This is a genomic window from Bacillus sp. FSL R5-0431 (assembly GCF_038002985.1).
GTDB lineage: Bacteria > Bacillota > Bacilli > Bacillales > Bacillaceae > Bacillus.
This window is the reverse complement of the sequence record NZ_JBBOOG010000001.1, coordinates 136,007-161,204: the sequence shown is the minus strand read 5'-3', so window position 1 is coordinate 161,204 and position 25,198 is coordinate 136,007. Positions and strand designations below refer to the sequence as shown.

The 25,198-nt window shown below is 42.1% G+C and carries 42 protein-coding genes and 1 pseudogene; all 43 read right to left on the bottom strand.

Annotated elements, in window-relative coordinates:
- Positions 1–35: 35 nt before the first annotated feature.
- Positions 36–1,115: a serine hydrolase gene (locus tag MKZ03_RS00930; protein ID WP_334750962.1), complete on the bottom strand. Its 1,080-nt coding sequence runs from the start codon at positions 1,113–1,115 to the stop codon at positions 36–38.
- 108 nt (positions 1,116–1,223) lie between these two features.
- Positions 1,224–1,697: a GNAT family N-acetyltransferase gene (locus MKZ03_RS00925; protein ID WP_334750963.1), complete on the bottom strand. Its 474-nt coding sequence runs from the start codon at positions 1,695–1,697 to the stop codon at positions 1,224–1,226.
- 38 nt (positions 1,698–1,735) lie between these two features.
- The gene (locus tag MKZ03_RS00920; protein WP_340974268.1) at positions 1,736–2,482 is read right to left on the bottom strand and encodes an amidohydrolase family protein; all 747 of its coding nucleotides are present in this window, start codon (positions 2,480–2,482) and stop codon (positions 1,736–1,738) included.
- A gap of 97 nt (positions 2,483–2,579) precedes the next feature.
- On the bottom strand, positions 2,580–3,104 hold the full coding sequence (locus MKZ03_RS00915; protein WP_340974265.1) for a GNAT family N-acetyltransferase: 525 nt from the start codon (positions 3,102–3,104) through the stop codon (positions 2,580–2,582).
- Between the two features lie 199 nt (positions 3,105–3,303).
- Entirely contained in the window at positions 3,304–3,696 is a 393-nt protein-coding gene (rpsI, locus tag MKZ03_RS00910; protein ID WP_003217273.1) for a 30S ribosomal protein S9, read from the bottom strand.
- Positions 3,697–3,716: 20 nt separating this feature from the next.
- Positions 3,717–4,154 (bottom strand): 50S ribosomal protein L13, encoded by a 438-nt coding sequence (rplM, locus tag MKZ03_RS00905; protein WP_003217042.1) that lies wholly within the window; start codon positions 4,152–4,154, stop codon positions 3,717–3,719.
- Positions 4,155–4,320: 166 nt separating this feature from the next.
- Positions 4,321–5,064 carry a tRNA pseudouridine(38-40) synthase TruA gene (gene truA / locus MKZ03_RS00900; RefSeq protein ID WP_341030651.1) on the bottom strand — a complete coding sequence of 248 codons (744 nt, stop codon included), beginning with the start codon at positions 5,062–5,064 and terminating at the stop codon, positions 4,321–4,323.
- Between the two features lie 11 nt (positions 5,065–5,075).
- Positions 5,076–5,873 carry an energy-coupling factor transporter transmembrane component T family protein gene (locus tag MKZ03_RS00895; RefSeq protein WP_044139647.1) on the bottom strand — a complete coding sequence of 266 codons (798 nt, stop codon included), beginning with the start codon at positions 5,871–5,873 and terminating at the stop codon, positions 5,076–5,078.
- Complete coding sequence (locus MKZ03_RS00890; RefSeq protein ID WP_044139648.1) at positions 5,870–6,739, bottom strand: energy-coupling factor ABC transporter ATP-binding protein; 870 nt, start codon at positions 6,737–6,739, stop codon at positions 5,870–5,872. Before MKZ03_RS00890 ends, MKZ03_RS00895 begins: the two co-directional genes overlap by 4 nt.
- On the bottom strand, positions 6,715–7,557 hold the full coding sequence (locus MKZ03_RS00885) for an energy-coupling factor ABC transporter ATP-binding protein (protein WP_095286189.1): 843 nt from the start codon (positions 7,555–7,557) through the stop codon (positions 6,715–6,717). The genes MKZ03_RS00890 and MKZ03_RS00885 overlap by 25 nt, the downstream gene beginning before the upstream one ends.
- 124 nt (positions 7,558–7,681) lie before the next feature.
- Positions 7,682–8,044, bottom strand: a complete 363-nt coding sequence (gene rplQ / locus MKZ03_RS00880) for a 50S ribosomal protein L17 (protein WP_003216944.1) — start codon at positions 8,042–8,044, stop codon at positions 7,682–7,684.
- A gap of 75 nt (positions 8,045–8,119) precedes the next feature.
- Entirely contained in the window at positions 8,120–9,064 is a 945-nt protein-coding gene (locus MKZ03_RS00875) for a DNA-directed RNA polymerase subunit alpha (protein WP_003217009.1), read from the bottom strand.
- Between the two features lie 175 nt (positions 9,065–9,239).
- A complete protein-coding gene (gene rpsK / locus MKZ03_RS00870; protein ID WP_003217231.1) occupies positions 9,240–9,635 on the bottom strand; it encodes a 30S ribosomal protein S11 in 396 nt (131 codons plus the stop codon).
- A 20-nt stretch (positions 9,636–9,655) separates the two neighbouring features.
- Positions 9,656–10,021 carry a 30S ribosomal protein S13 gene (rpsM, locus tag MKZ03_RS00865; protein WP_003217023.1) on the bottom strand — a complete coding sequence of 122 codons (366 nt, stop codon included), beginning with the start codon at positions 10,019–10,021 and terminating at the stop codon, positions 9,656–9,658.
- Between the two features lie 21 nt (positions 10,022–10,042).
- The gene (gene rpmJ, locus MKZ03_RS00860; RefSeq protein WP_003156543.1) at positions 10,043–10,156 is read right to left on the bottom strand and encodes a 50S ribosomal protein L36; all 114 of its coding nucleotides are present in this window, start codon (positions 10,154–10,156) and stop codon (positions 10,043–10,045) included.
- A gap of 31 nt (positions 10,157–10,187) precedes the next feature.
- Positions 10,188–10,406, bottom strand: a complete 219-nt coding sequence (gene infA / locus MKZ03_RS00855; protein ID WP_003217190.1) for a translation initiation factor IF-1 — start codon at positions 10,404–10,406, stop codon at positions 10,188–10,190.
- Positions 10,384–10,691, bottom strand: a pseudogene (locus MKZ03_RS00850) (KOW domain-containing RNA-binding protein). The gene infA and the pseudogene MKZ03_RS00850 overlap by 23 nt, the downstream one beginning before the upstream one ends.
- 27 nt (positions 10,692–10,718) lie before the next feature.
- Entirely contained in the window at positions 10,719–11,465 is a 747-nt protein-coding gene (gene map / locus MKZ03_RS00845; protein ID WP_003217210.1) for a type I methionyl aminopeptidase, read from the bottom strand.
- A complete protein-coding gene (locus tag MKZ03_RS00840; RefSeq protein WP_106043923.1) occupies positions 11,462–12,115 on the bottom strand; it encodes an adenylate kinase in 654 nt (217 codons plus the stop codon). The genes map and MKZ03_RS00840 overlap by 4 nt, the downstream gene beginning before the upstream one ends.
- A 55-nt stretch (positions 12,116–12,170) precedes the next feature.
- Complete coding sequence (gene secY, locus MKZ03_RS00835) at positions 12,171–13,463, bottom strand: preprotein translocase subunit SecY (protein ID WP_012008710.1); 1,293 nt, start codon at positions 13,461–13,463, stop codon at positions 12,171–12,173.
- Between the two features lies 1 nt (position 13,464).
- The gene (rplO, locus tag MKZ03_RS00830; RefSeq protein WP_003216888.1) at positions 13,465–13,905 is read right to left on the bottom strand and encodes a 50S ribosomal protein L15; all 441 of its coding nucleotides are present in this window, start codon (positions 13,903–13,905) and stop codon (positions 13,465–13,467) included.
- 30 nt (positions 13,906–13,935) lie between these two features.
- Positions 13,936–14,118, bottom strand: coding sequence for a 50S ribosomal protein L30 (gene rpmD / locus MKZ03_RS00825; RefSeq protein ID WP_003217067.1), 183 nt, complete (start codon positions 14,116–14,118; stop codon positions 13,936–13,938).
- 13 nt (positions 14,119–14,131) lie between these two features.
- A complete protein-coding gene (rpsE, locus tag MKZ03_RS00820) occupies positions 14,132–14,632 on the bottom strand; it encodes a 30S ribosomal protein S5 (RefSeq protein WP_003217179.1) in 501 nt (166 codons plus the stop codon).
- A 24-nt stretch (positions 14,633–14,656) separates the two neighbouring features.
- Positions 14,657–15,019 (bottom strand): 50S ribosomal protein L18, encoded by a 363-nt coding sequence (gene rplR / locus MKZ03_RS00815; RefSeq protein WP_003216951.1) that lies wholly within the window; start codon positions 15,017–15,019, stop codon positions 14,657–14,659.
- 32 nt (positions 15,020–15,051) lie between these two features.
- Positions 15,052–15,588: a 50S ribosomal protein L6 gene (gene rplF, locus MKZ03_RS00810; protein ID WP_106031906.1), complete on the bottom strand. Its 537-nt coding sequence runs from the start codon at positions 15,586–15,588 to the stop codon at positions 15,052–15,054.
- Between the two features lie 31 nt (positions 15,589–15,619).
- Positions 15,620–16,018, bottom strand: coding sequence for a 30S ribosomal protein S8 (rpsH, locus tag MKZ03_RS00805; RefSeq protein WP_003217040.1), 399 nt, complete (start codon positions 16,016–16,018; stop codon positions 15,620–15,622).
- Between the two features lie 31 nt (positions 16,019–16,049).
- Entirely contained in the window at positions 16,050–16,235 is a 186-nt protein-coding gene (rpsN, locus tag MKZ03_RS00800) for a 30S ribosomal protein S14 (protein ID WP_008356542.1), read from the bottom strand.
- Between the two features lie 22 nt (positions 16,236–16,257).
- Complete coding sequence (gene rplE, locus MKZ03_RS00795) at positions 16,258–16,797, bottom strand: 50S ribosomal protein L5 (RefSeq protein ID WP_003217159.1); 540 nt, start codon at positions 16,795–16,797, stop codon at positions 16,258–16,260.
- A 25-nt stretch (positions 16,798–16,822) separates the two neighbouring features.
- Entirely contained in the window at positions 16,823–17,134 is a 312-nt protein-coding gene (gene rplX / locus MKZ03_RS00790; protein WP_003217151.1) for a 50S ribosomal protein L24, read from the bottom strand.
- A 35-nt stretch (positions 17,135–17,169) separates the two neighbouring features.
- A complete protein-coding gene (rplN, locus tag MKZ03_RS00785; RefSeq protein WP_003216882.1) occupies positions 17,170–17,538 on the bottom strand; it encodes a 50S ribosomal protein L14 in 369 nt (122 codons plus the stop codon).
- Between the two features lie 39 nt (positions 17,539–17,577).
- Positions 17,578–17,841 (bottom strand): 30S ribosomal protein S17, encoded by a 264-nt coding sequence (gene rpsQ, locus MKZ03_RS00780; RefSeq protein WP_003216906.1) that lies wholly within the window; start codon positions 17,839–17,841, stop codon positions 17,578–17,580.
- A gap of 25 nt (positions 17,842–17,866) precedes the next feature.
- Positions 17,867–18,067: a 50S ribosomal protein L29 gene (gene rpmC / locus MKZ03_RS00775; RefSeq protein ID WP_003217155.1), complete on the bottom strand. Its 201-nt coding sequence runs from the start codon at positions 18,065–18,067 to the stop codon at positions 17,867–17,869.
- On the bottom strand, positions 18,057–18,491 hold the full coding sequence (gene rplP, locus MKZ03_RS00770; protein ID WP_003156478.1) for a 50S ribosomal protein L16: 435 nt from the start codon (positions 18,489–18,491) through the stop codon (positions 18,057–18,059). Before rplP ends, rpmC begins: the two co-directional genes overlap by 11 nt.
- A gap of 1 nt (position 18,492) precedes the next feature.
- Entirely contained in the window at positions 18,493–19,149 is a 657-nt protein-coding gene (gene rpsC / locus MKZ03_RS00765; RefSeq protein WP_003217241.1) for a 30S ribosomal protein S3, read from the bottom strand.
- A 3-nt stretch (positions 19,150–19,152) separates the two neighbouring features.
- Positions 19,153–19,494, bottom strand: coding sequence for a 50S ribosomal protein L22 (rplV, locus tag MKZ03_RS00760; RefSeq protein ID WP_007496316.1), 342 nt, complete (start codon positions 19,492–19,494; stop codon positions 19,153–19,155).
- A gap of 17 nt (positions 19,495–19,511) precedes the next feature.
- Complete coding sequence (rpsS, locus tag MKZ03_RS00755) at positions 19,512–19,790, bottom strand: 30S ribosomal protein S19 (RefSeq protein WP_003216920.1); 279 nt, start codon at positions 19,788–19,790, stop codon at positions 19,512–19,514.
- Between the two features lie 57 nt (positions 19,791–19,847).
- Positions 19,848–20,681, bottom strand: a complete 834-nt coding sequence (rplB, locus tag MKZ03_RS00750; protein ID WP_007496314.1) for a 50S ribosomal protein L2 — start codon at positions 20,679–20,681, stop codon at positions 19,848–19,850.
- 28 nt (positions 20,682–20,709) lie between these two features.
- The gene (gene rplW, locus MKZ03_RS00745; RefSeq protein ID WP_003217016.1) at positions 20,710–20,997 is read right to left on the bottom strand and encodes a 50S ribosomal protein L23; all 288 of its coding nucleotides are present in this window, start codon (positions 20,995–20,997) and stop codon (positions 20,710–20,712) included.
- Positions 20,997–21,620, bottom strand: a complete 624-nt coding sequence (gene rplD, locus MKZ03_RS00740) for a 50S ribosomal protein L4 (protein WP_341030650.1) — start codon at positions 21,618–21,620, stop codon at positions 20,997–20,999. Before rplD ends, rplW begins: the two co-directional genes overlap by 1 nt.
- A gap of 27 nt (positions 21,621–21,647) precedes the next feature.
- Positions 21,648–22,277, bottom strand: coding sequence for a 50S ribosomal protein L3 (gene rplC, locus MKZ03_RS00735; RefSeq protein ID WP_012008703.1), 630 nt, complete (start codon positions 22,275–22,277; stop codon positions 21,648–21,650).
- 37 nt (positions 22,278–22,314) lie between these two features.
- Positions 22,315–22,623: a 30S ribosomal protein S10 gene (gene rpsJ / locus MKZ03_RS00730; protein ID WP_003156464.1), complete on the bottom strand. Its 309-nt coding sequence runs from the start codon at positions 22,621–22,623 to the stop codon at positions 22,315–22,317.
- A gap of 218 nt (positions 22,624–22,841) precedes the next feature.
- Positions 22,842–23,801 carry an alpha/beta fold hydrolase gene (locus MKZ03_RS00725; RefSeq protein WP_066031439.1) on the bottom strand — a complete coding sequence of 320 codons (960 nt, stop codon included), beginning with the start codon at positions 23,799–23,801 and terminating at the stop codon, positions 22,842–22,844.
- A gap of 110 nt (positions 23,802–23,911) precedes the next feature.
- Positions 23,912–25,102, bottom strand: a complete 1,191-nt coding sequence (gene tuf / locus MKZ03_RS00720; protein WP_034283892.1) for an elongation factor Tu — start codon at positions 25,100–25,102, stop codon at positions 23,912–23,914.
- Positions 25,103–25,198 lie beyond the last annotated feature (96 nt).

Sequence of the window (25,198 nt, the reverse complement as noted above, 5' to 3'; positions counted from 1 at the left end):
AACAGAGGGGTGTTACCCTCTGTTTTTTTTGATAATTATGTAGTCAAAGCCTGCACCAATCGTTGTCGAAAGTTTTGATCCACTGCTGCAGTAAGCATAAATTCATTGAATACTTCCCCAACCCAGTGAGAATGATTCGCTTTCGTATCATTGATAAATAGAGAAATGGATATGGATGATGTATCCGTTTTTCGATATAAAGCAGCTGTGAAAACAAACAATGTTGAACCGCCTTTATACCAAATATATTGATCTTTTTCCGTCTTCAATGTTTCTCCCAGTACGATTTGGCTAAAAAGACTTTTTTCTTCTATTGTTAATAGCTCATCATGTAGACGTTTCATAAATTGTGCATACTGATTGGTTGTAGACTTTGTCATCTTTTGCGTCAGTAATGATTGAATACGAAAGCTTAATAAGTTCTTTTTCGTCATTTTTTCTTCTAACGCCTTTTTATGCTCTGGGTCATTTTTCATGATATTGAAAATCTCATTCATCAAAGATTTGTATTGCTCATCAGTTACACCGCTCATTTGCTTTAATGCATCCCGCCGATGATCAGAAACATAGGATGACCACAAAAGCTTTGGGGTGACCGGCATGAGTTCATCATGTTCTGTAAGACCTGCTTGTTTCATCCGATCATTGATCTTTTCTAAGCCGAGCCGGTCAATTAAATAATCGGTACAAGCATTCGAACTGACTTGCATCATCCCTTTGGCGATATCTAATAAAGTCGCATGCTCAGAAAAATCGTTGACCTCGAGCCAGTACGTGTGTGCACCACCGTCTGTTCTATCAATATAAAACCGCTCTATATCAGACAATGCCACTTTTTCATCTAGCTTGATGCCGCCACTGGAGACAGATTTGACAAAATGAAATAAAACCATTAATTTCACCGTACTTGCAAGTGGTGTTTTTTGATCACCATTCCAATCTAACACCACGTCATCATTTTCAATGATTGTCACTGATACGTCCTTTTTGTTTTTTGCGACAAATGTCAAAAGATCTTCCTTCGTTTTCTTCATATCTCTTTTATACAGCAAGATTTGAACCATTACGTAAAGTATGACCACACCAATAACAACGAGACCGATTTTGAGTAACATGTTTCTCCTTTCCAAATAACAGAGGATTTACATATTCAATATAACAAATATTTCAAATAAAGGCGCAAAAAAGCAGAGGTTCGCGAATCCCTCCACTTCTTGATGTTCTTATTGATGGGGCAGATGCAGTTTCATCCCATCATGCGTAGCTTCAAACCCTAATTTTTCATAAAAACGGTGTGCATCTGGTCTCTGTTTGTCTGTTGTTAGCTGAATCATATGACAGCCGCGGTCGCTTGCGTGTTGAATAGCCCTTTTTATCAACATCGTGCCAATTCCTTTTCCTCTATGAGTCGAGGCTGTACGAACTCCTTCTATTGAAGCTCTCCATCCTCCTTGATGTGTAAGAAATGGCGTCATGGTCAATTGGAGAACACCTACAGCTTCTTCCTGATCACACGCAACCATGAGTTCAATATTTGGATCAGCATCTATTGAGTGAAAGGCTTTGATATAGCTTTCTAATAATGGTTGAGTGTAGCGCTCTCTTTTTTGACCTAACATATCATCAGCGAGCATGAAGACGATCTTGTCGAGATCTTCCAGCGTGGCTTCTCTGCACGTCAGTTGACTTAAATCCAAAGAAAACACCTCCTATGAAATGAAGTGAAACAATTTCATCATTGACCAAAATACCATTGAAGTGCGTTCTTATATAAGATGTGATCAGCAGCTTTTTCATCAAAAAGCTGTTGAATCAACTCAACATCACCGTATTCAAATGGACGCTTTGCCCTTGTGGATGGAAGGTCTGTACCAAACATCAGTGCATTAGGATTCGTTTGATAAATAGACGTCAGCGCATGTTCAACGTTTAAATCGACACGTCCAAAACCTGTTGCTTTCACACGAACTCCTTTTTCAACCAGCTTTAGCAAATGCGGCAAGCCTTCTTCCGATAAGCCTAAATGATCAATTGAAACGGCCGGCAGCTTTTCAAGCATAGATGAGATGTCAGGGAGATGCCTAGCGTCTATGTAAATCTCACTATGCCATCCCGCCAGCTCATACACCCTTCTCGCAAAATAATCGAGCTTCGAAATAGCCTCCGAACCACCCCGCTTCACATTAAAACGTAAAGCTTTTACCCCATGTTGATCCAAATGAACAATCTCATCATCAGTTGCTGTAAAAGGTAATTGAGTCACACCGCAAAAAGCTGGGCCCAGTTCATCTAGCGCTTTCAACAAATAGCCTTGGTCAAAGCCTTGAAATGACCCTGACACGATTGTCCCACCTAAAATCCCAAAATCAGCCGTCTCTTTCCTATAATCATTCACCACATAACTATGCGGTGTATATCCTTGGTTTTCTTGAATGGGAAAATCAAAATCAATGATATGAAAATGTGCATCAAAGATCCTCATGCCCGCGCCCCTCTTCTGCTTATTTGACCTGATTATATCAATAGTGAAAGCGAAGGGATATTTGGAATGACGAATTACTTCATATCATGAAAACTTATCAAGTCTTCTTCATGAACCATTCATCTTGTAAAATGGCATAGTAAAACTCATCCCACCACTCGTTTCCTTGTGGTATACACTTTTTAAAATACCCTTCTCTTCTCATCCCCATTTTCTCCATCACTCTCCACGATGGCACATTTTCAGGCTGACAAGTGGCAATGATTCGATGTAAATTCATTGTGTGAAAGCCATAATTTAGTACAGCATAAGCCGCTTCTGATGCATAGCCTTTGTTTTGATATGCAGGATTGAAGACCCACCCAATTTCATATGTGTGCTCACCAAAGTACGGATGAAACGCGATATGCCCAATGCATGTATGATCTTCTTTTAATAGGACAGCGACATACTTAGCATTTTCATGACGATTATTTTTGATAAATTCCTTCGCATCTTCTTTAGAAAATACATCTTCCGGAATATACTTCATCACTGCCGGATCAGATGTATATGCATAAACATCCTGCCAATCATCATCAGTAAATGGTCGAATGAGACACCTTTCTGTCGTTAGATTCATAGGACAACCTCCATAAATAATCTTCTTTTAAACAGAAAACTTTCTATACTCATATTTTATACGTATCCAAAAGGAAGTGACCAGTCATTATTTATTAAATAAAAAGCACAAAAAAAAGCACCAGCAGGATGCTGATGCTTTTAATATATGGTTTGTCTGTAACAAACCTTTGTAAAACGTTCATACAATATAAAATTGATTAACGTTTTGAGAACTGAGGAGCTCTACGTGCGCCTTTAAGACCGTATTTCTTACGCTCTTTCATACGAGGGTCACGAGTAAGAAGTCCAGCACGTTTAAGTGATGTACGGTACTCAGGATCTACTTCTAGAAGAGCACGAGAGATACCGTGACGAATTGCTCCAGCTTGACCAGAGAATCCACCACCGTGAACAGTTACAAGAACATCGTAGCTGTTAGCTGTTTCTGTGATGTTCAAAGGCTGTTTCACGTCTTCGATTAAAGCAGCGAATGGAATGTATTCAGTAATTTCACGATTATTAACGACGATACGGCCTTCACCTGGAACTAAGCGAACGCGCGCTACAGAACTTTTACGACGACCTGTACCGTAATATTGAACCTGTGCCAAATTGTTAACCTCCCTTATAATTAACCGCGAAGTTCGTAAACTTCAGGTTGTTGTGCTTGATGTGGATGCTCAGAACCACGGTACACATTTAATTTTTTGAACATTTGACGGCCTAATGGACCCTTTGGAAGCATACCTTTGATAGCAAGCTCCAACATTTTTTCAGGGTAGTTTGTACGCATCTCAAGAGCAGTTCTTTGTTTCAAACCACCTGGGTGCATTGTGTGACGGTAGTAAATTTTGTCCGTCAATTTCTTACCTGTTAATTCAATTTTCTCAGCATTGATGATGATGACGTGATCACCTGTATCAACGTGTGGTGTATAAGTTGGTTTGTGCTTACCGCGCAAAAGTGATGCTACTTCAGTAGAAAGACGACCTAGAGTCTTGCCTGCCGCATCAACAACTAGCCATTTGCGCTCAATTGTGCTTGCGTTCGCCATTGGTGTTGTACGCATGAGTTTCCCTCCTAAATAAATCAAAGATTTTTCCTTGAATCAAATGCTACGTTCTATTTCAAAACACAAGATAAGTCTTCCGGGGCTTATTTGTGGGGTTGAAATACATACCATATGATATCTTATAACTTTCTGCTTCCTGTGTCAAGAACATGTTACACCTGGTTTAGTTGTCATAGAAAACTTCCCATAAATACAGTCCGTGACTAGGCGCAGTCTTGCCTGCCGCTTCGCGATTTCGGGCGGCAAGCATGGCTTTTATCTCCTCAGGGCGAAATTTACCAGATCCGATTTCAAGTAACGTTCCAGCGATAATTCGCACCATGTTGTATAAAAAGCCATTTCCTCTCACACGCATTTCAAGCCCGTCTGAGACGTTTTCCCACTCAAGGGTGTAAATATCCCTCACCTTGTCCTGAACCTCTGTATTGGCCGCACAAAAGCTTGTGAAATCATGTGTGCCAATGAGGTGCTCAGCAGCTTCTCTCATTTTGCCTGCATCCAGCCGGTAAGGAAAGTGGCAGGCATACTGTCTCGTGAACACATTTTGGTGCGTTTCCGTTGAGACCTTATAACGGTACTCCTTCGAAACGACACTAAAACGTGCATGAAACGACTCATCCACTTCCTCAGCCTTTAGAACCCGGATATCATCCGGCAGGAGACTGTTGAGGGCAAAAGGCCATCTTTCCATCGGAATCGAGAGCGGCGTGTCGAAATGGATGACCTGCCCCTTCGCATGCACACCGCTGTCCGTCCGGCCAGAAGCCACGATCGGAATCAGTTCATCCTGTTTGTGCATTCTTGCAAGAGCCGACTCGATCTCCGTCTGAACAGTCCGCTGCCCAGGCTGCACCTGATAGCCTTTAAAATGTGTCCCATCGTAGGATACGGTACATTTGACCTTCATCTAGGAATCACCTAATTTCTCAGAAGCACAAGGAGTGCTGTTAACAGGATGAATAGGAGCAGCGTGAACGTGTCTTTCATGCCCCAGACAAGCTGACGGTATTTCGTCCGCCCTTCTCCACCGCGGTAGCCTCTCGCTTCCATTGCTGTCGCCAGTTCCTCTGCACGCTTAAACGCACTGACGAAAAGCGGAACAAGCAAAGGAACAATTGCTTTCATGCGATCTTTAAGAGGTCCGCTTGTAAAATCAACACCTCTTGCCATTTGTGCCTTCATGATTTTGTCCGTCTCTTCTAGTAAAGTTGGAATAAACCGAAGAGAGATGGACATCATGAGAGCAAGCTCATGAACGGGCAGTTTGATTTTACGGAATGGGTGAAGCAGCTTTTCCATACCGTCTGTCACTTCTATAGGCGTTGTGGTTAACGTCAGAAGTGTCGTCATCATGATGAGATAGACAAAACGGAGTGAAATGAAAATCCCCTGCTTTAGACCTTCTTCATAAATATTTAAAAAACCAAAGTGAAATAGCAAGGCGCCATCCTTTGTCATAAAAATATGCAGAATGAAGGTAAACAGGACAATCCATAGGATCGGCTTCATTCCTTTGAGAATAAAGTATAGCGGCACCTGAGAAACCATCACCACAAGAAGGGTAAAGACACCTAAAAGCCCGTAAGTGATGTAATTATTAGCAAAAAAGACAATAAAGACAAAAAAGAAAATTGATAACAGCTTTGTCCTTGGATCAAGACGATGGACAAAGGATGAACCTGGCACATATTTGCCGATAATCATACTATCCATCATGATGTCGTGTCCTCCTGATAAAGAGCTGTTAAGGCTTCTGCCATTTCATCCATGGTCAGAAGCGGCCTCGGAAACGTAATGCCCAGCTTTTCTTCTACAGTCTGCTGGAATTTAATCGTTTCTGGGAGGTCGAGACCAAATGAAGACATGTCTGTACGATTGGCAAACAATTCTCTCGGCGTACCTGTCGCCTTCACTGTTCCTTTATGCATCACAATCATTTGATCCGCATAATGAGCGGCGTCCTCCATACTGTGTGTAACCAGAATCGTGGTGAGGTTTGCCTTTTGATGAAGTTCATAGAACATGTCCATGATTTCCTTCCGTCCGCGTGGATCTAACCCTGCAGTCGGTTCATCCAGCACAAGCACTTCTGGCTCCATCGCTAGAACACCTGCAATCGCCACACGTCTCATTTGACCGCCGCTTAGTTCAAAGGGAGATCGAGATAATAGAGATTCAGGAAGACCAACCAGCTTCAGCATTTCCTTTGCCTTCGCTTCTGCCTTCTCCTGAGGAACGCCAAAATTCATCGGACCAAAGCAGATATCCTTTAGGATCGTTTCTTCAAAGAGCTGATGCTCAGGAAACTGAAACACGATGCCTACTTTTTTCCGGAGGGATTTTAAATCCTTCTGCTTTTTATTGGCTTGTAAGACGGTATCTCCAAGCGCAATGCTCCCCTTCGTTGGTTTGAGCAATCCATTTAAGTGCTGCAGCAATGTGGACTTGCCAGAGCCTGTATGACCAATGACAGCGACATAACTGCCCTCTTGGATGGAAGCATTGACATCATACAAAGCGAGACGCTCAAACGGCGTTTTCATTTGATAACGATGCTCTAGTTCTTTGATCGTAATGTCCATAACTCTTTCACCAATCCTTCTTGTGTCAAATGGGCATTTGCAAGCGGCACACCTTGCTGCTTCAATTGTTTGCTCAACCGATAGGAGAATGGCAGATCAAGTCCAATCTGAACCAGCTGTTCATCTAGTTCAAATACTTCCTCTGGGGTTCCCTCGGCAAATTTTTTCCCGCCATTCATGACAATGACCCGGTCTGCCTTGGCGGCCTCGTCTAAATCATGTGTGATGGAAATGACTGTGACCGTTCCTTGTTCCTTCAATAGTCTAACAGTCTCTAACACTTCTTCACGGCCGATCGGATCAAGCATCGATGTTGCTTCATCCAGGATCATGATGTCAGGGCTTGCGGCAAGAACACCTGCAATGGCAACTCTCTGCTTTTGCCCGCCTGATAGATGGTGCGGCTCTTGATCAAGAAACTCCTGCATATTGACCTGTTTAACAGCCCAATCTACACGTTCTATCATCAATTCCCGCTCAACCCCGTTATTTTCTAAACCAAAAGCCACATCATCACGAACCGTTGAGCCAACGAATTGGTTATCTGGGTTTTGAAAGACCATTCCGACCTTTTTGCGAACATCCCAAACACTCTCTTCTTTGAGCTCAATCTCTCCAACCTTGACCGTTCCAGCATCCGGTAAAATGAGCCCATTCAGTACACGGGCAAGTGTGGATTTACCTGAACCGTTATGGCCAACAATGGCGAGCCATTCATTTTGGTTCACATGCAATGACACTTGATCTAAAGCGGGCTTGTCCGCATCCTTGTGATAACGAAATACAATGTCCTTTACGTCAATTAATGTCTTCCCCATCTCTACCGGACCTCCTCTCAGCTCAATCTCTTCTTTGCTTATTGCTAAAAAGCCGTAGTATCTAAAAAAGGGCATAGATCCAGTTATGAACTGTCCCGCCCTTTCTTAGATACACGCTATGTGATTAAACTAATTCAATGACAGCCATTGGTGCGCCATCGCCGCGACGAGGTCCAAGCTTCATGATACGAGTGTATCCACCTTGGCGATCTTCGTAGCGAGTTGCAACGTCAGCGAATAATTTTTGAAGTGCATCTTGGTTTGTTTCAGCATTAGCTACTTCATTACGAATGTAAGCTGCAGCTTGACGGCGAGCATGAAGATCTCCGCGTTTGCCAAGAGTGATCATTTTTTCAACTACAGAGCGAAGTTCTTTCGCACGTGTTTCAGTTGTTTCGATGCGTTCGTTGATGATCAAATCAGTCGTTAGGTCACGAAGCATTGCTTTACGTTGTGCACTAGTGCGTCCTAGCTTTCTGTATGCCATGTGATGTCCCCTCCTTAGTTAGAGATGCTGTATGAATAAAAAACACACGAAAATCCTAGTTCACAATGAAACTAGTCAATCGTCTTTACGAAGACCCAGTCCAAGTTCTTCTAGTTTCGCTTTCACTTCTTCAAGAGATTTACGTCCAAGGTTACGAACTTTCATCATATCCTCTTCTGTCTTGTTAGCAAGCTCTTGAACAGTGTTAATACCCGCACGCTTCAAACAGTTGTAAGAACGAACAGAAAGATCAAGCTCTTCAATTGTCATTTCAAGCACTTTTTCTTTTTGGTCTTCTTCTTTCTCAACCATGATTTCAGCATGCTGAGCTTCGTCAGTTAACCCAACGAAAATATTCAGGTGTTCAGTTAAAATCTTAGAACCTAGAGCGATCGCTTCTTTCGGTCCTGTGCTTCCATCAGTCCATACATCTAGTGTTAATTTATCATAGTTTGTGATTTGCCCAACACGGGTGTTCTCCACTTGATAAGTCACACGAGATACAGGTGTATAGATTGAGTCGATCGGAATCACACCGATTGGCTGATCGTCTCTTTTGTTTGCATCAGCAGGATTATACCCGCGACCTCTTTGTGCAGTTAAGCGAACACGGAAGCTCGCATTCTTGCCAAGAGTTGCGATGTGGAGATCTGGATTTAAGATTTCAATATCGCTGTCGTGTGTAATATCAGCAGCTGTTACAGTACCTTCATCTTGTACATCAATTTCAAGCGTCTTCTCTTCTTCAGAGTAGATTTTGAGTGCAAGCTTTTTAATGTTTAAGATAATCGTTGTAACATCTTCAACCACGCCTTCGATCGTTGAGAATTCGTGTAAGACACCATCTATCTGGATCGATGTTACAGCTGCACCAGGAAGTGAGGATAAAAGGATACGACGAAGGGAGTTCCCTAAAGTGGTACCATATCCACGCTCAAGTGGCTCTACGACAAACTTGCCATACTTGGCATCGTCGCTGATTTCAACCGTTTCGATTTTTGGTTTTTCAATTTCGATCATCTAATAAAACCCTCCTTCAAAACGTCGAAACCTCGAATAGAATCATATGAGATTCCATCCGAAATTCCTCATTGTTTAGTCCCGTATGTGCTCAGGCAACGAGTCGTGTATTCGTCTCATAAATAACTGTATCATAACCCATTATTGACAGGGACACAAAATCTATACAAACAAATTACACGCGGCGACGTTTTGGTGGACGGCATCCGTTATGAGGAACTGGAGTTACGTCTCTGATTGCAGTAACTTCAAGACCTGCAGCTTGAAGTGCACGAATTGCAGCTTCACGACCAGAACCAGGACCTTTAACAGTTACTTCAAGTGTTTTAAGACCATGTTCGATAGAACCTTTAGCAGCAGTTTCAGCAGCCATTTGTGCAGCGAAAGGAGTAGATTTACGAGAACCTCTGAATCCTAATGCACCAGCACTTGACCAAGAAATTGCGTTTCCATGAACATCAGTAATCGTTACAATCGTGTTGTTGAAAGTGGAACGGATATGAGCGATTCCAGCTTCAATATTCTTTTTCACGCGACGTTTACGCGTATTTTGTTTACGAGCAGCAGCCATTCTTTAACTACCTCCTTTACTTATTTTTTCTTGTTAGCTACAGTACGACGCGGACCTTTACGAGTACGCGCGTTGTTTTTTGTGTTTTGTCCACGAACAGGAAGTCCTCTACGATGACGGATTCCGCGGTAGCTTCCGATTTCAATTAGACGCTTAATGTTAAGTGAAACTTCACGACGAAGGTCACCTTCTACTTTAAGTTTGTCAATGATATCACGGATTTTACCAAGTTCGTCTTCAGTTAGATCGCGAACGCGAGTGTCTTCAGAAACACCTGCTTCTTTAAGGACTTGTTGCGCAGTCGTACGACCAATTCCAAAAACATATGTTAAAGAAATGACAACACGTTTATCACGTGGAATATCTACACCAGCAATACGAGCCATGATTTGGGCACCTCCTTGTTATTAGCCTTGTTTTTGTTTATGTTTTGGGTTTTCACAGATCACCATTACTTTTCCTTTTCTGCGAATAACTTTACATTTTTCACAGATAGGTTTAACAGATGGTCTCACTTTCATGTGTTTCCAACCTCCTTCTTCCGGAGTTGCTTTATTTGTAACGGTACGTAATTCTACCACGAGTTAAGTCATATGGAGATAATTCTACCGTAACTTTGTCTCCAGGTAAAATGCGAATGAAGTGCATACGGATTTTTCCTGATACATGAGCCAAAACTGTATGACCATTCTCTAGTTCAACTTTGAACATTGCATTTGGCAAAGTTTCTGCTACAGTACCTTCCACTTCAATTACATCGTCTTTCGCCATTCAAGTGTTCTCCCTTCTTCAAATCAGTAACTTGCTCTCTGACAAATGTCCAAATGAGTTCATCTCAATTGTCCATCTATCACCCGACCTGTTTTGAATATACTGTTCTGAACTTCCGGAGATACGCAACCATAAAAGGTTATATGATTGATATTTTTTCTTAGGAGAATGAAATTTACGCTTTTCTCCGTCTGCGATTAGTACATGGCAGCCACCGAACATGCCGATGACACCTGTATACTGATCTTGTTCTTTCCTTTGGACTATACAGACAACCTGCCCGATTTGGGCCTGAAAGGCTTCAGTGAAGACCTAAATCTTAGTCAGTATATCAAAACCTGTATCTGTAATCGCAATCGTATGCTCAAAGTGAGCACACTTTTTCCCATCAACCGTTACAACCGTCCAGTTATCAGCCAATGTTTTCACATATCGGCTGCCTGCGTTCACCATCGGTTCGATGGCCAACACCATTCCAGGTTTTAGCCGCGGGCCTTTGTTGGGCGGACCATAATGAGGAATTTGAGGGTCCTCATGAAGATCCTGTCCGACCCCATGTCCAACATATTCTCTAACAACTGAGAAATTCTCGTTTTCTACATACGTTTGTATGGCATGGGAAATGTTCGACAGACGTTCGCCTGGCTTTGCTTCCTGTAAGCCTTTATATAGAGATTCCTCTGTGACTTCCAGTAGTTTGCGGTCTTCATCACTGATTACCCCAACTGGATAAGTCCAAGCAGAGTCACCATGATAGCCATTTAACTTTGCACCAATATCGATACTAATGATGTCGCCATCACGTAAAACCCGTTTACCAGGAATACCGTGAACGAGTTCTTCATTCACCGAAACGCAAATGCTCCCGCGAAAACCATTATACCCTTTAAAAGATGGGATTGCACCCTGCTTTGTAATAAAACGTTCGGCAATTTGATCCAATTCTTTTGTCGAAATACCTGGTTTTATGTGTTTCTTCAGCTCTTCATGAGTCAGTGCGACAATGCGTCCAGCTTCTCTCATAATCTCAAGCTCGCGAGGAGTTTTACAGATAATCATTTATTTAATCCCCCAAGCAGGTTCTTGATATCTGCATATACATCGTTAATGTGCTTCGCACCATCAATGTTTGCAAGATACCCTTTTTCTGAATAGAAGTTCAGTAAAGGTTCAGTCTGCTTTAAGTTTACTTCAAGTCTAGTCGAAACGGTTTCTGCATTATCATCTGCACGTTGATAAAGCTCGCCTCCACACTTATCGCAAACATTTTCTTTCGCAGGTGGATTGAATACTAAATGATATGTTGCTCCGCAATTTTTGCAAATTCTTCGGCCAGTCAGACGCTCCATCAAAGCATCTTTATCGACTTTAATATTAATGACATAATCAATCGTTCTGCCAAGGTCCTTTAGAATGTTTTCTAAAGCTTCAGCCTGAGCGACTGTTCGCGGAAATCCGTCCAGAAGAAAACCTTGTTCACAATCATTTTTGCCAAGTCTTTCTCTAACAATACCGATTGTGACCTCATCAGGAACAAGCTCTCCTTTATCGATAAAGGATTTTGCTTCGAGCCCAAGTTGTGTCTCCTCTTTCATAGCAGCGCGGAACATATCTCCTGTTGAGATATGAGGGATCCCATAATCATCAACAATTCGTTCTGCCTGAGTGCCTTTACCAGCACCCGGAAGCCCCATTAAGACTAAGTTCATTTCGGATTTCCCCTTCCTTACTTAGAGAGGTTGGGCAGAAGCCCAGCCCTCTGTTTTATTTCATAAATCCACGGTAGTTTCGTTTCACTAATTGGCTTTCAAGCTGTTTCATTGTTTCAAGTGCAACACCTACAACAATGAGAAGACTTGTGCCGCCAATTTGTGCAGCGGAAGGTAATCCAGCGAATTGAATGAAAAAGATAGGAAGTATTGAAATCACGGCTAAGAAAATGGCGCCCACAAACGTGAGTCGGTACAAAATGCTCGTAATTCTATCTTGAGTCATTTTCCCTGGACGAACTCCCGGGATATAGCCACCCTGCTTTTGCAGATTTTCAGCCATTTGTTCAGGATTCACTTGGACAAAGGCATAAAAATATGTGAAAGCAACAATCAGTGCTACATAAATCGTCATACCGATTGGCTTAGTATAGTCAAAGTTGTTGGTTATCCAAGTTGTCACATTATTGGTTCCGAAGAACGATGCAACCGTCTGCGGAGTAATAATGAAAGAAACGGCAAAGATGACTGGAATCACCCCTGCTGGATTCACTTTCAATGGAAGGTGCGTTGCTTGACTAGCAGACATTTGTGCACGGCCAGTTCCTTTTGAATATTGAATCGCAATCTTTCTCACTGCCATTTGAATGTAAATAACACCGATAACAATGACAAGGATAGCAATAACAATAAGGGCAATTTTCAGGATTTGCATGAACAGCTGTCCATCTCCACCTACAAACTGCTGAGCGTACACTTGTTTTAATGTTTGAGGGATACCTGCAATGATACCGGCAAAGATAATAATCGAAATACCGTTACCAACACCGTGAGCAGTAATCTGCTCTCCCAGCCACATTAAAAATGCTGTTCCCGCAGTGAGTACGACCGCAATTAAGAGGTACGTTGAAACACCTGGGTTTTCAATCAGCATGCCTCCTGCCATATTGTTGAATCCATATGACATTCCTAACGCCTGGATAAAACCTAGAACAATTGTAAAATACCTTGTGAATTGTGCTAATTTTCGGCGGCCAACCTCTCCTTGCTTTGACCACTCAGTGAACTTCGGAACAACATCCATCTGCAAGAGCTGAATGATGATCGAAGCAGTGATATACGGCATAATCCCCATTGCAAGAATGGAGAATTGGAAAAGTGCCCCGCCCCCAAACGTGTTGAGGATCCCGAAAACACTCATTTGATCCTGTGCCTGGAGAACTTCGGCGTTCACATTAGGCACAGGGATGAAAGCACCTATACGAAAGACGATTAACATTAAAAGAGTGAATATAATCTTATTCCGTATATCTTTCACGCGCATAAAATTGGAGATTGTCTTAAACAAGTTAGATCACCTCGGCTGTACCGCCAGCAGCTTCAATCGCTTCTTTCGCAGAAGCAGAGAATTTATTGGCTTTTACAGTTAATTTTTTTTCTAATTTACCGTTGCCAAGAATTTTTACTCCTGCTTTTAACTTGCTTATTGCACCAGTCTCTAGAAGAAGTTCAGGAGTTACTTCCGTTCCTTCGTCAAAACTGTTTAATCTGTCTAAGTTGATAACCGCGTAATCTTTACGGTTGATGTTTGTAAAACCACGTTTTGGAAGACGTTGGAATAAAGGCATCTGACCACCTTCGAAACCAGGGCGTACACCGCCGCCAGAACGAGCGTTTTGACCTTTATGACCTTTACCAGAAGTTTTACCGTTACCTGATCCAATACCACGACCAACACGGTTGCGTACTTTACGTGAACCTTCTGAAGGCTTCAATTCATGAAGTTTCATTTGGGCACCTCCTTATCGATTAAAAATGTTTTATTGTTCTTTAACAGAAACTAAATGAGACACCTTGTTAATCATGCCGCGGATCGCTGCATTGTCTTCATGTACGACTGTTTGGTTTGTTTTCTTAAGACCAAGAGTACGAACAGTGACACGCTGATCTTCTGGGCGACCGATTACACTGCGTTTGAGGGTAATTTCTAATTTATTTGCCATTAATGTTCCCTCCTTATCCTAACAGGTCTTCTACAGATTTTCCACGAAGCTTCGCAACGTCTTCAGCACGTTTAAGTTCACTTAAACCCTGAAGTGTTGCGCGGATCATGTTGATCGGTGTATTAGAACCTAGAGATTTAGAAAGGATATCAGCTAGACCAGCAAGCTCAAGAACCGCACGCACTGGGCCTCCAGCGATAACTCCTGTACCTTCTGAAGCAGGCTTCAATAGAACGTTTCCTGCACCGAATCGACCGATGATTTCATGTGGAATTGTAGTTCCAACCATTGGTACTTCAATTAAATTCTTTTTCGCATCTTCAACAGCTTTGCGGATCGCTTCTGGTACTTCTTGTGCTTTACCAGTACCGAATCCTACATGACCGTTTTTGTCACCGACAACAACTAAAGCTGCAAAACGGAAACGACGTCCACCTTTAACAACTTTCGCTACGCGGTTAACCGTAACTAAGCGTTCTTCTAACTCTAATTTGCTTTGGTCAATACGACTCATTCGGATGTGTCCCTCCTTCTTTTATTAAAATTTAAGTCCAGCCTCACGAGCAGCTTCAGCTAGAGCTTTTACACGTCCATGATATAAGTATCCTCCGCGGTCAAATACCACGTTAGAGATTCCTTTTTCAACAGCACGTTTTGCAACAAGTTCGCCAACTTTAGTAGCAGCTGCAGCGTCAGAACTATTCTCGATCTTTAACTCTTTATCAAGAGTAGAAGCACTTACAAGTGTTACACCGTTAACATCATCAATTACTTGAGCGTAGATGTTCTTGTTAGAACGGAAAACGTTAAGGCGAGGTCTTTCAGCAGTACCTGAAAGTTTCGCACGAACACGAGCGTGTCTTTTAAGACGAGTAGCGTTTTTGCTAGTTTTCGTAATCATCCGAGTCACTCCTTTCTTCACATTAAGCGATCTTACTTACCAGTTTTTCCTTCTTTACGGCGAACGAATTCACCTTCGTAACGAATTCCTTTACCTTTGTAAGGCTCTGGAGAACGGACAGCGCGGATGTTAGAAGCTAGAGCTCCCACACGCTCTTTATCGATACCTTTAATGACTACTTTCGTTTGAGATGGAACTTCGATTTCAACTCCAGCCTCAGGAACGATTTCAACTGGATGAGAGTATCCAACGTTAAGAACAAGTTTGTTTCCAGATTTAGCTGCACGGTAACCGACACCGATAAGTTCTAAACCTCTTTCGAAACCTTTAGATACACCTTCAACCATGTTTGCAATCAAGCTACGTGTTGTACCATGTAATGCACGGTGTTCTTTATGTTCAGACGGGCGGCTTACAGTTAAGACGCTGTCCTCAATTTTAATTTCCATATCAGGGTGAAATGTACGAGTTAGTTCACCTTTTGGTCCCTTTACTGTCACTGTGTTATCGTTGTTTGTCACAGTAACTCCTGAAGGGATCTCGATTAGTTTTTTACCTATACGAGACATACCAAGCACCTCCATTCATCTTAAACTTTTTTTACCATACGTAAGCAAGTACTTCTCCACCAGCTTGTTTAGCACGGGCTTCTTTGTCCGATAAAACACCTTGTGATGTAGAAATAATTGCGATTCCAAGTCCGTTAAGTACACGTGGTACTTCATTTGATTTCGCATATACACGTAAACCAGGTTTACTGATTCTTTTTAGACCAGTGATAACACGCTCGTTGTTTTGGCCATATTTAAGGAACATACGGATAATTCCTTGTTTGCTGTCTTCAACATATTCAACGTCACGGATAAAACCTTCACGCTTTAAGATTTCAGCAATTTCTCTTTTGATTTTTGAAGCCGGTACTTCTAGCTTCTCATGACGTACCATGTTCGCATTGCGAATACGAGTCAGCAAATCTGCAATCGGATCTGTCATAACCATTATTTAATAACCTCCTTCCCATTTATGGGGATTACCAGCTGGCTTTTTTAACGCCAGGAATTTGTCCTTTATATGCAAGTTCGCGGAAACAAATACGGCAAAGTTTAAACTTGCGAATTACTGAATGTGGACGTCCACAACGTTCGCAGCGCGTATACTCTTGAACTTTAAACTTTTGTTTGCGTTGTTGTTTCGCAATCATAGACTTTTTAGCCACGATTTCGCCTCCCTTTCATTGATTATTTCTGGAACGGCATACCTACTTGAGTTAATAACTCACGTGCTTCTTCGTCCGTATTGGCAGTCGTAACGATAACGATATCCATACCGCGGACTTTTGTTACTTTATCGTAATCAATTTCTGGGAAGATTAACTGTTCTTTAATACCAAGCGTGTAGTTTCCACGACCGTCGAAAGATTTCTTAGAAATCCCGCGGAAGTCACGTACACGTGGTAAAGATACAGAAATAAGTTTATCAAGGAAATCGTACATGCGCTCTCCGCGAAGTGTTACTTTCGCACCGATTGGCATTCCTTCACGTAGACGGAATCCAGCAATAGACTTCTTCGCACGAGTAACGACAGGTTTTTGACCAGCGATAAACGTTAATTCTTCAACAGCAGTATCGATTGCTTTAGCGTTTTGAACAGCGTCACCAACACCCATGTTGATCACGATTTTTTCGATTTTTGGCACTTGCATTACTGATTTGTATTCAAACTTAGAAACTAATGCAGGTGTAATTTCTTTTACATACTTTTCTTTAAGGCGGTTCATGAGAAAGACCTCCCTTCCTTATTTACTATTTATCTAGAACTTGCCCAGATTTTTTCGCTACACGGACTTTCTTTCCGTCCTCAACTTTATACCCAACACGTGTCACTTCACCCGTTTTAGGATCAAGCGGCATTACGTTTGATACGTGGATCGGCGCTTCTTGTTCAGAAATTCCGCCCTGAGGGTTAGCTTGGGTTGGTTTAGAGTGTTTTTTCACAAGGTTAATACCTTCTACTAAAACACGGTCATTCTTAGGGAAAGCAGCAAGGATGACTCCTTGTTTACCTTTATCTTTACCAGAGATAACCACTACTTTATCGCCCTTTTTAACATGCATTTAATCGCACCTCCTTGAGTCGCGGATTGTATTCATTAAAGTACTTCTGGTGCTAGAGAAACAATTTTCATATAGTTGTTTTCACGAAGTTCACGTGCTACTGGTCCGAAGATACGAGTTCCACGCGGGCTCTTGTCGTCACGGATAATGACACATGCATTTTCATCGAAACTGATGTAAGATCCATCGTTTCTGCGAGCTCCGCTCTTTGTACGAACGATAACTGCTTTCACAACTTCACCTTTTTTGACAACGCCTCCTGGTGTTGCTTGTTTAACCGTACAAACAATGACATCACCGATGTTAGCCGTCTTACGTCCAGAGCCACCAAGAACTTTAATCGTTAGTACTTCGCGTGCGCCAGAGTTGTCAGCTACTTTTAAACGAGTCTCCTGTTGAATCATTAATGTTACCTCCTTTCGGAAAAAGAAATCCGAACTTTATTAGATAATAACGGCTTCTTCGACAACTTCAACTAGACGAAAGCGTTTAGTCGCAGATAAAGGACGAGTTTCCATGACCTTTACGATGTCTCCGATTTTTGCTTGGTTGTTTTCATCATGTGCTTTGAACTTCTTAGAGTATCTTACACGTTTGCCATAAAGTGAATGCTTTTTGTATGTTTCAACTACAACAGTGATGGTTTTATCCATTTTGTCAGAAACAACACGACCTTGATACACTTTACGTTGGTTACGTTCGCTCATGTTTGCGGGGCCTCCCCTCTAATTATTATTTATTAGCAGCGATTTCTCTTTGACGAATCACAGTTTTCATGCGTGCGATTGATTTACGCACTTCACGAATGCGAGCAGTGTTTTCAAGCTGCCCAGTCGCTAATTGGAAACGAAGATTGAAAAGTTCTTCTTTAAGAGACTTTACTTTTTGTTCAATTTCAGCAGTGGTAAGGTCACGAATTTCATTAGCTTTCATTTGATTCACCACCAATTTCTTCACGTTTTACGAACTTCGTTTTAATTGGCAATTTGTGAGATGCAAGACGAAGAGCTTCACGAGCAACTTCTTCAGACACACCAGAAATTTCAAATAAAACTTTGCCCGGTTTTACTACAGCTACCCATCCTTCTGGAGCACCTTTACCGGAACCCATGCGGACTTCTAGAGGTTTAGCTGTGTATGGCTTAGAAGGGAAAATTTTAATCCAAACTTTACCGCCACGTTTCATGTAACGAGTCATAGCAATACGAGCAGCTTCGATTTGACGGTTCGTGATCCAAGAAGCTTCAAGAGCTTGGATACCGTACTCACCGAAATGTACTTCAGTGCCACCTTTTGCACGACCACGCATTTTCCCACGATGTTCTCTGCGATACTTCACGCGTTTTGGCAATAACATATTATTTTCCTCCTTCCGCAGTATTCTTCTTAGTTGGAAGGACTTCTCCACGATAGATCCATACTTTTACGCCAAGCTTACCATAAGTAGTGTCAGCTTCAGCAGTAGCATAGTCGATGTCAGCACGAAGTGTGTGCAACGGAACAGTACCTTCACTGTAATATTCAGAACGAGCAATATCTGCACCGCCAAGACGACCAGAAACCATTGTTTTGATTCCTTGTGCTCCAGCACGCATTGTGCGTTGGATTGTTTGTTTTTGTGCACGACGGAATGAAATACGATTTTCAAGTTGACGAGCGATGTTTTCAGCAACTAGCTGAGCATCAAGATCTGCTCTCTTGATTTCAAGAATGTTGATGTGTACACGTTTGCCAGTTAGGCTGTTAAGAGCTTTACGAAGTGCTTCAACTTCAGATCCGCCTTTACCAATTACCATACCTGGTTTAGCCGTGTGGATTGTGATATTTACGCGGTTTGCAGCACGTTCGATTTCTACTTTAGAAACAGACGCGTCAGACAAACGCTTGCTGATGAATTCACGGATTTTCAAGTCTTCATGTAAGAAGTCAGCGTAATCTTTTCCTGCGAACCATTTAGATTCCCAATCACGAATGACGCCAATACGAAGACCTACTGGATTTACCTTTTGACCCACGGATTATCCCTCCTTCTTTTCTGATACAACGATTGTAATGTGGCTAGTACGTTTGTTAATTGCGCTCGCACGACCCATAGCACGTGGACGGAATCTCTTAAGTGTTGGACCTTCGTCAACGAATGCTTGAGTAATCACTAGGCTGTTAGCGTCCAACTCGTAGTTGTGCTCAGCGTTTGCGATAGCAGATTTTAATACTTTTTCAATAATTGGTGAAGCAGCCTTAGGTGTAAGGTTTAAGATAGAAACTGCTTCTCCTACTTGCTTACCTCGGATCAGGTCCATTACTAGACGTGCTTTACGAGGAGCAATACGGACTGTTCTTGCGACAGCTTTAGCTTGCATTTAAAAGCCTCCTCTCATTAGCGTCTTGTTTTTTTATCGTCACTAGCATGACCTTTGTAAGTACGGCTTGGTGCGAATTCGCCCAATTTGTGACCTACCATATCTTCAGAAATGAAAACAGGTACATGTTTGCGTCCGTCATAGACAGCGATTGTGTGACCGATGAATTGTGGGAAAATTGTAGAACGACGAGACCAAGTTTTTACGACTTGCTTTTTGTCAGTTTCATTCAATTTCTCGACTTTAGCCATCAAATGATCATCAACAAATGGTCCTTTTTTTAAGCTGCGAGCCATTGTGGAACCTCCCTTCGTGATTGAACTACGGTCCTAAATGAACCGTAGACAACCCCGTTACTTGTTTTTACGACGACGTACAATGAATTTATCAGACTTGTTGGTTTTCTTACGAGTCTTGAATCCAAGAGTCGGTTTACCCCATGGAGACATTGGTGATTTACGTCCGATTGGAGCGCGTCCTTCACCACCACCGTGTGGGTGATCGTTAGGGTTCATTACAGAACCACGAACTGTTGGGCGTACGCCTTTCCAGCGAGAACGTCCAGCTTTACCGATGTTAATTAATTCGTGTTGCTCGTTTCCAACTTGACCGATAGTCGCACGGCAAGCAGAAAGAATCATGCGAACTTCTCCTGAGTTCAAACGTACAAGAACGTATTTACCTTCTTTACCAAGAACTTGAGCAGAAGTACCAGCAGAACGAACTAATTGTCCACCTTTACCTGGTTTTAATTCAATGTTATGCACAACTGTACCAACTGGGATGTTGATAAGTGGAAGAGCATTACCTGGTTTGATGTCAGCTTCTGGTCCAGAAGTAACTTCAGTACCAACTTGGATTCCTTTCGGAGCAAGAATGTAACGTTTCTCACCATCTGCATAGTTTACAAGAGCGATGTTCGCTGAACGGTTTGGATCATACTCGATTGTAGCAACGCGTCCAGGTATACCGTCTTTATCACGCTTAAAGTCGATGATACGGTATTGACGTTTATGACCGCCACCTTGATGACGAACAGTCAATCTACCTTGGTTGTTACGTCCGCCTTTTCTGTGAAGCGGTGCAAGCAACGATTTTTCTGGTTTGTCAGTCGTGATTTCAGCAAAATCTGAAGTAGTCATGCCACGACGACCATTACTGGTTGGTTTATACTTTTTAATCGCCATTTTGAATTTCCCTCCTTCTTTTTAAGATTTACGCTTCAAAAATTTCGATTTCTTTGCTGTCAGCAGTTAATTTCACGATCGCTTTTCTGCGACGGCTAGTCATACCAGTGTAGCGTCCAACGCGTTTAGATTTTCCTTTGTAGTTTTGAACGTTGACTTTCTCAACTTTCACTCCAAAGATTTCTTCAACAGCGTCTTTCACTTCTGTTTTGTTAGCTCTGACATCAACTTCGAACGTGTACTTCTTCTCTGTCATTAGATCAGCAGAACGTTCAGTAATGATAGGGCGCTTTAGAACATCACGAGGATCTTTCATTATGCAAGTCCCTCCTCTACTTTTTCAACCGCTGCTTTAGTGATCAGAAGTTTGTCGTGGTTGACAACGTCAAGAACGTTGATACCGTTAGCTTCAACAACTGTTACTCCAGGGATGTTACGAGCAGATAAAGCAACTGTTTCGTTTGCATCCGCAGTGACGATCAACGCTTTCTTCTCAACAGATAATCCTTTAAGGATGCCTGCGAATTCTTTCGTTTTCACTGCATCAAGAGTCAAATCTTCAAGAACGATCATGTTGTTGTCGATTACTTTAGAAGACAATACTGACTTGATAGCCAAGCGGCGAACTTTTTTAGGTAATTTATATGAATAACTGCGTGGTGTTGGACCGAATACGATACCGCCTCCGCGCCATTGTGGTGAACGAATAGAACCTTGACGAGCACGACCTGTACCCTTCTGTCTCCAAGGCTTACGACCTCCGCCACGTACTTCAGAACGAGTTTTTACTTTATGAGTTCCTTGACGTAAGGAAGCTCTTTGCATAAGAATAGCATCGAATACTACGCTTTCGTTTGGCTCGATTCCAAACACAGAAGCGTTTAATTCGATTTCACCGTTAGTAGAACCGTTTTGGTTAAATAATGCTACTTTTGGCATGACTTGTTTCCTCCTTTCCTAAGAGAGTTATTTAGATTTAACTGCACTCTTTACAGTTACTAGAGATTTTTTAGCTCCTGGTACATTTCCTTTGATCAATAGTAGATTGCGTTCTGCATCAACTTTAACGATCTCAAGGTTTTGGACAGTGATTTGCTCTCCGCCCATACGACCTGGAAGAAGTTTACCTTTGAATACTCGGTTTGGATCAACAGGTCCCATTGAACCAGGACGACGGTGGTAACGTGAACCGTGAGTCATTGGTCCGCGTGATTGTCCGTGGCGCTTGATAGCCCCTTGGAATCCTTTACCTTTTGATGTTCCTGTTACATCTACGATATCTCCATTTGCGAAAATATCAACTTTGACTTCCTGACCAACTTCATACGCATCTAACTCCGCACCGCGTAATTCTTTTACGAAGCGCTTAGGAGCAGTTTCCGCTTTAGCAACGTGGCCCTTCTCTGGTTTGTTAGAAAGCTTTTCACGTTTGTCATCAAAACCGATTTGGATTGCTTCATAGCCATCCGTGTCAGTAGTCTTCTTTTGAAGAACAACGTTAGCAGCAGCCTCAACAACAGTTACAGGGATAAGATCACCGTTTTCTGCGAATACTTGCGTCATACCAATTTTTCTACCTAAGATTCCTTTGGTCATTAGTCACACCTCCTATAATATGTGTATTCTATTTGAATTAAAGTTTGATTTCGATATCTACACCAGATGGTAAATCTAAACGCATAAGTGCATCAACTGTTTGTGGAGTTGGATTCACGATGTCGATTAGACGTTTGTGAGTACGCATCTCAAATTGCTCACGAGAATCTTTGTACTTATGCACCGCACGAAGGATTGTGTAAACTGATTTTTCAGTTGGAAGCGGGATTGGACCAGATACACTAGCACCAGAACGCTTAGCCGTTTCAACAATCTTCTCAGCAGATTGATCAAGAATTCTATGATCATATGCTTTTAAACGAATACGAATTTTTTGTTTTGCCATTATTTTCCCTCCTTTTCGCCTACTTACGTTAGACAGTTCTCCGTGAGAAAAACCTGATCACCTTGCCATGGCAAAGCGGCCGGGTGTGTCAGCAACCTCTCACTTCATCGCAGTCAAAGACCAACATGCACTATTGTACCAAATTGGCCTGCGTGTTGCAATAATAAATCGGATAAATTTATGATTTGCACACTTTTCATATTATACAGGGGTTCAGCCTATAAATCAAGCTTTCCCTGAAGATGATGTACAGCAGTCTTTTTTATGGTACGGATAAATTCTTCTGGTTCTTCTAGATGCGGGGAATGTGCAGATTCTTTAAAGGTGAACCATTCTTTGATTGGTGCTGTTAATTGATCAACATATGGTTTTGATACAGCAGCTGGTGTAATCATGTCATATGCACCAATGATAAAGTAGCAAGGTATTAATATAGTAGAAACTCGGTATTCAATGCTCTCATTCATCAATTCATCCCATAGCATGTCCTGACTAAACTTCTGTCCTTTAAGGAACTTCCACTTATCTTTCAGCTGATATTCCTTACTAAAAAGAAATCCGCGCAGCATTTGAATAAGCGGCCTCCACCTATGTGTGAGACCTACGCTTCCGAGCTCTTTATAGAGAGAGAACAGTGCATGAGCTGATATTCGTTTCCACGGAGGAGGCGTCAGTAATCGCAGGCACCAAGTAAACAACCGATTCCGATGGTATTTCTCCAAAAGGAGCTCGTACGACACAATATCTTCTTTTAATACATCTACTACCTGACTAATTCCATAATAAGCATGATATAGATCTGGACGCTTATGTACTGCTTGTATGGCGATTAGTGATCCCCATGAATATCCTGCGATGTACAATTTTGATTGACCTAGATATGAAAGGACTTTCTCTGTCAGTTCAATCGTATCTTCAATAAATTGCTGAATGGTCATGGAAGTATCGGGGAGATTCTTTTGATAGGAAAGTCCCGCGCCTCGCTGATCCCAATGAACTACTGTAAAATCTTGATTAAGTTCCTCATGAAACGAGTCGATATAGCTGATTTGAGCGGAGCCGGGCCCACCGTGTAAAAATAAAAGAACAGGCTTCGCTTCATTTGTGTGATCTTCTTTGATCATAATCCATTGGTCAACCCCGCCGATTAACCATTTCTTCAAATATATCTTCGCCATTCCAGTGATCCTCTCGGTTCCAATTAGATTCTATAGCTTATAGTAGCCGTTCTGATCTGGAAAAGCAAAAAAAGAGACCCTTTTGCAAGGAGTCTCTTTTATATGTTTTATTACTTAATGATAGTTGAAACGACGCCAGAACCTACAGTACGTCCACCCTCACGGATAGAGAAACGAGTTCCTTCTTCGATAGCGATAGTAGAGATAAGTTCAACTTCCATCTCAGTGTTATCGCCAGGCATTACCATTTCAGTACCTTCTGGAAGATGTACGATACCAGTTACGTCAGTTGTACGGAAGTAGAACTGCGGACGGTAGTTAGCGAAGAATGGAGTATGACGTCCACCCTCTTCTTTAGAAAGTACATAAACTTCAGCTTTGAAACGGCTATGTGGAGTGATTGTACCTGGTTTAGCAAGTACTTGACCACGTTGGATATCTTCACGAGATACACCACGAAGTAGTGCACCGATGTTGTCACCAGCTTCAGCATAGTCAAGAAGCTTACGGAACATTTCAACACCTGTAACAGTTGTTTTACCGTTTTCTTCTTGAAGACCGATGATTTCAACTTCGTCACCGACTTTAACTTGTCCACGCTCAACACGACCAGTAGCAACTGTTCCACGACCAGTGATTGAGAATACGTCCTCAACCGGCATCATGAATGGCTTCTCAGTGTCACGCTCTGGAGTTGGGATGTACTCATCAACCGCATCCATAAGTTCAAAGATTTTTGCTTCGTAATCAGCATCACCTTCAAGAGCTTTAAGAGCAGAACCTTTGATAACAGGTACATCGTCACCAGGGAAGTCATAGTCAGAAAGAAGGTCACGAACTTCCATTTCAACAAGTTCAAGTAACTCTTCATCGTCAACCATGTCACATTTGTTAAGGAATACTACGATGTATGGTACACCTACGTTACGAGAAAGTAGGATGTGCTCACGTGTTTGTGGCATTGGACCATCAGCAGCAGATACTACTAAGATCGCGCCGTCCATTTGAGCAGCACCAGTGATCATGTTTTTAACATAGTCAGCGTGTCCTGGGCAGTCTACGTGTGCATAGTGACGAGTTTCAGTTTCATACTCAACGTGTGCTGTTGAGATTGTGATTCCACGCTCGCGCTCTTCTGGAGCACCATCGATTTGGTCATAAGCCATAGCCGTACCTTTACCAGATTTCTTATGAAGAACTGTTGAGATAGCAGCAGTTAGAGTTGTTTTACCATGGTCAACGTGTCCAATTGTACCAATGTTAGCATGCGATTTGGAACGGTCGAATTTTTCTTTAGCCATTCTAAAAATCCTCCTTAAAGGTTCATTGTATTTGGTATAGAGTGATAGAAAGTGAAGAGTTACCTCTCACTTTCTGATCTTCAATAGTAGTTATAC

Coding starts and splice junctions, on each gene's coding strand:
- MKZ03_RS00930 (WP_334750962.1), bottom strand. CDS start 1,115: ATGTTACTCAAAATCGGTCTCGTTGTTATTGGTGTGGTCATACTTTAC.
- MKZ03_RS00920 (WP_340974268.1), bottom strand. CDS start 2,482: ATGAGGATCTTTGATGCACATTTTCATATCATTGATTTTGATTTTCCC.
- MKZ03_RS00915 (WP_340974265.1), bottom strand. CDS start 3,104: ATGAATCTAACGACAGAAAGGTGTCTCATTCGACCATTTACTGATGAT.
- rplM (WP_003217042.1), bottom strand. CDS start 4,154: ATGCGTACAACACCAATGGCGAACGCAAGCACAATTGAGCGCAAATGG.
- truA (WP_341030651.1), bottom strand. CDS start 5,064: ATGAAGGTCAAATGTACCGTATCCTACGATGGGACACATTTTAAAGGC.
- MKZ03_RS00895 (WP_044139647.1), bottom strand. CDS start 5,873: ATGATGGATAGTATGATTATCGGCAAATATGTGCCAGGTTCATCCTTT.
- MKZ03_RS00890 (WP_044139648.1), bottom strand. CDS start 6,739: ATGGACATTACGATCAAAGAACTAGAGCATCGTTATCAAATGAAAACG.
- MKZ03_RS00885 (WP_095286189.1), bottom strand. CDS start 7,557: ATGGGGAAGACATTAATTGACGTAAAGGACATTGTATTTCGTTATCAC.
- rplQ (WP_003216944.1), bottom strand. CDS start 8,044: ATGGCATACAGAAAGCTAGGACGCACTAGTGCACAACGTAAAGCAATG.
- MKZ03_RS00875 (WP_003217009.1), bottom strand. CDS start 9,064: ATGATCGAAATTGAAAAACCAAAAATCGAAACGGTTGAAATCAGCGAC.
- rpsK (WP_003217231.1), bottom strand. CDS start 9,635: ATGGCTGCTGCTCGTAAACAAAATACGCGTAAACGTCGCGTGAAAAAG.
- rpsM (WP_003217023.1), bottom strand. CDS start 10,021: ATGGCTCGTATTGCTGGTGTAGATATTCCACGTGATAAACGTGTTGTC.
- rpmJ (WP_003156543.1), bottom strand. CDS start 10,156: ATGAAAGTGAGACCATCTGTTAAACCTATCTGTGAAAAATGTAAAGTT.
- infA (WP_003217190.1), bottom strand. CDS start 10,406: ATGGCGAAAGACGATGTAATTGAAGTGGAAGGTACTGTAGCAGAAACT.
- map (WP_003217210.1), bottom strand. CDS start 11,465: ATGATTATCTGTAAAACTCCTCGCGAGCTTGAGATTATGAGAGAAGCT.
- MKZ03_RS00840 (WP_106043923.1), bottom strand. CDS start 12,115: ATGAACTTAGTCTTAATGGGGCTTCCGGGTGCTGGTAAAGGCACTCAG.
- rplO (WP_003216888.1), bottom strand. CDS start 13,905: ATGAAACTTCATGAATTGAAGCCTTCAGAAGGTTCACGTAAAGTACGC.
- rpmD (WP_003217067.1), bottom strand. CDS start 14,118: ATGGCAAATAAATTAGAAATTACCCTCAAACGCAGTGTAATCGGTCGC.
- rpsE (WP_003217179.1), bottom strand. CDS start 14,632: ATGAGTCGTATTGACCAAAGCAAATTAGAGTTAGAAGAACGCTTAGTT.
- rplR (WP_003216951.1), bottom strand. CDS start 15,019: ATGATTACGAAAACTAGCAAAAACGCTACTCGTCTTAAAAGACACGCT.
- rplF (WP_106031906.1), bottom strand. CDS start 15,588: ATGTCTCGTATAGGTAAAAAACTAATCGAGATCCCTTCAGGAGTTACT.
- rpsH (WP_003217040.1), bottom strand. CDS start 16,018: ATGGTTATGACAGATCCGATTGCAGATTTGCTGACTCGTATTCGCAAT.
- rplE (WP_003217159.1), bottom strand. CDS start 16,797: ATGAACCGCCTTAAAGAAAAGTATGTAAAAGAAATTACACCTGCATTA.
- rplX (WP_003217151.1), bottom strand. CDS start 17,134: ATGCATGTTAAAAAGGGCGATAAAGTAGTGGTTATCTCTGGTAAAGAT.
- rplN (WP_003216882.1), bottom strand. CDS start 17,538: ATGATTCAACAGGAGACTCGTTTAAAAGTAGCTGACAACTCTGGCGCA.
- rpsQ (WP_003216906.1), bottom strand. CDS start 17,841: ATGAGCGAACGTAACCAACGTAAAGTGTATCAAGGTCGTGTTGTTTCT.
- rpmC (WP_003217155.1), bottom strand. CDS start 18,067: ATGAAAGCTAATGAAATTCGTGACCTTACCACTGCTGAAATTGAACAA.
- rplP (WP_003156478.1), bottom strand. CDS start 18,491: ATGTTATTGCCAAAACGCGTGAAGTATCGCAGAGAACATCGTGGGAAA.
- rplV (WP_007496316.1), bottom strand. CDS start 19,494: ATGCAAGCTAAAGCTGTCGCAAGAACAGTCCGTATTGCTCCTCGTAAA.
- rpsS (WP_003216920.1), bottom strand. CDS start 19,790: ATGGCTCGCAGCTTAAAAAAAGGACCATTTGTTGATGATCATTTGATG.
- rplB (WP_007496314.1), bottom strand. CDS start 20,681: ATGGCGATTAAAAAGTATAAACCAACCAGTAATGGTCGTCGTGGCATG.
- rplW (WP_003217016.1), bottom strand. CDS start 20,997: ATGAAAGATCCTCGTGATGTTCTAAAGCGCCCTATCATTACTGAACGT.
- rplD (WP_341030650.1), bottom strand. CDS start 21,620: ATGCCAAAAGTAGCATTATTTAACCAAAACGGTTCTACTAACGGTGAA.
- rplC (WP_012008703.1), bottom strand. CDS start 22,277: ATGACCAAAGGAATCTTAGGTAGAAAAATTGGTATGACGCAAGTATTC.
- rpsJ (WP_003156464.1), bottom strand. CDS start 22,623: ATGGCAAAACAAAAAATTCGTATTCGTTTAAAAGCATATGATCATAGA.
- MKZ03_RS00725 (WP_066031439.1), bottom strand. CDS start 23,801: ATGGCGAAGATATATTTGAAGAAATGGTTAATCGGCGGGGTTGACCAA.
- tuf (WP_034283892.1), bottom strand. CDS start 25,102: ATGGCTAAAGAAAAATTCGACCGTTCCAAATCGCATGCTAACATTGGT.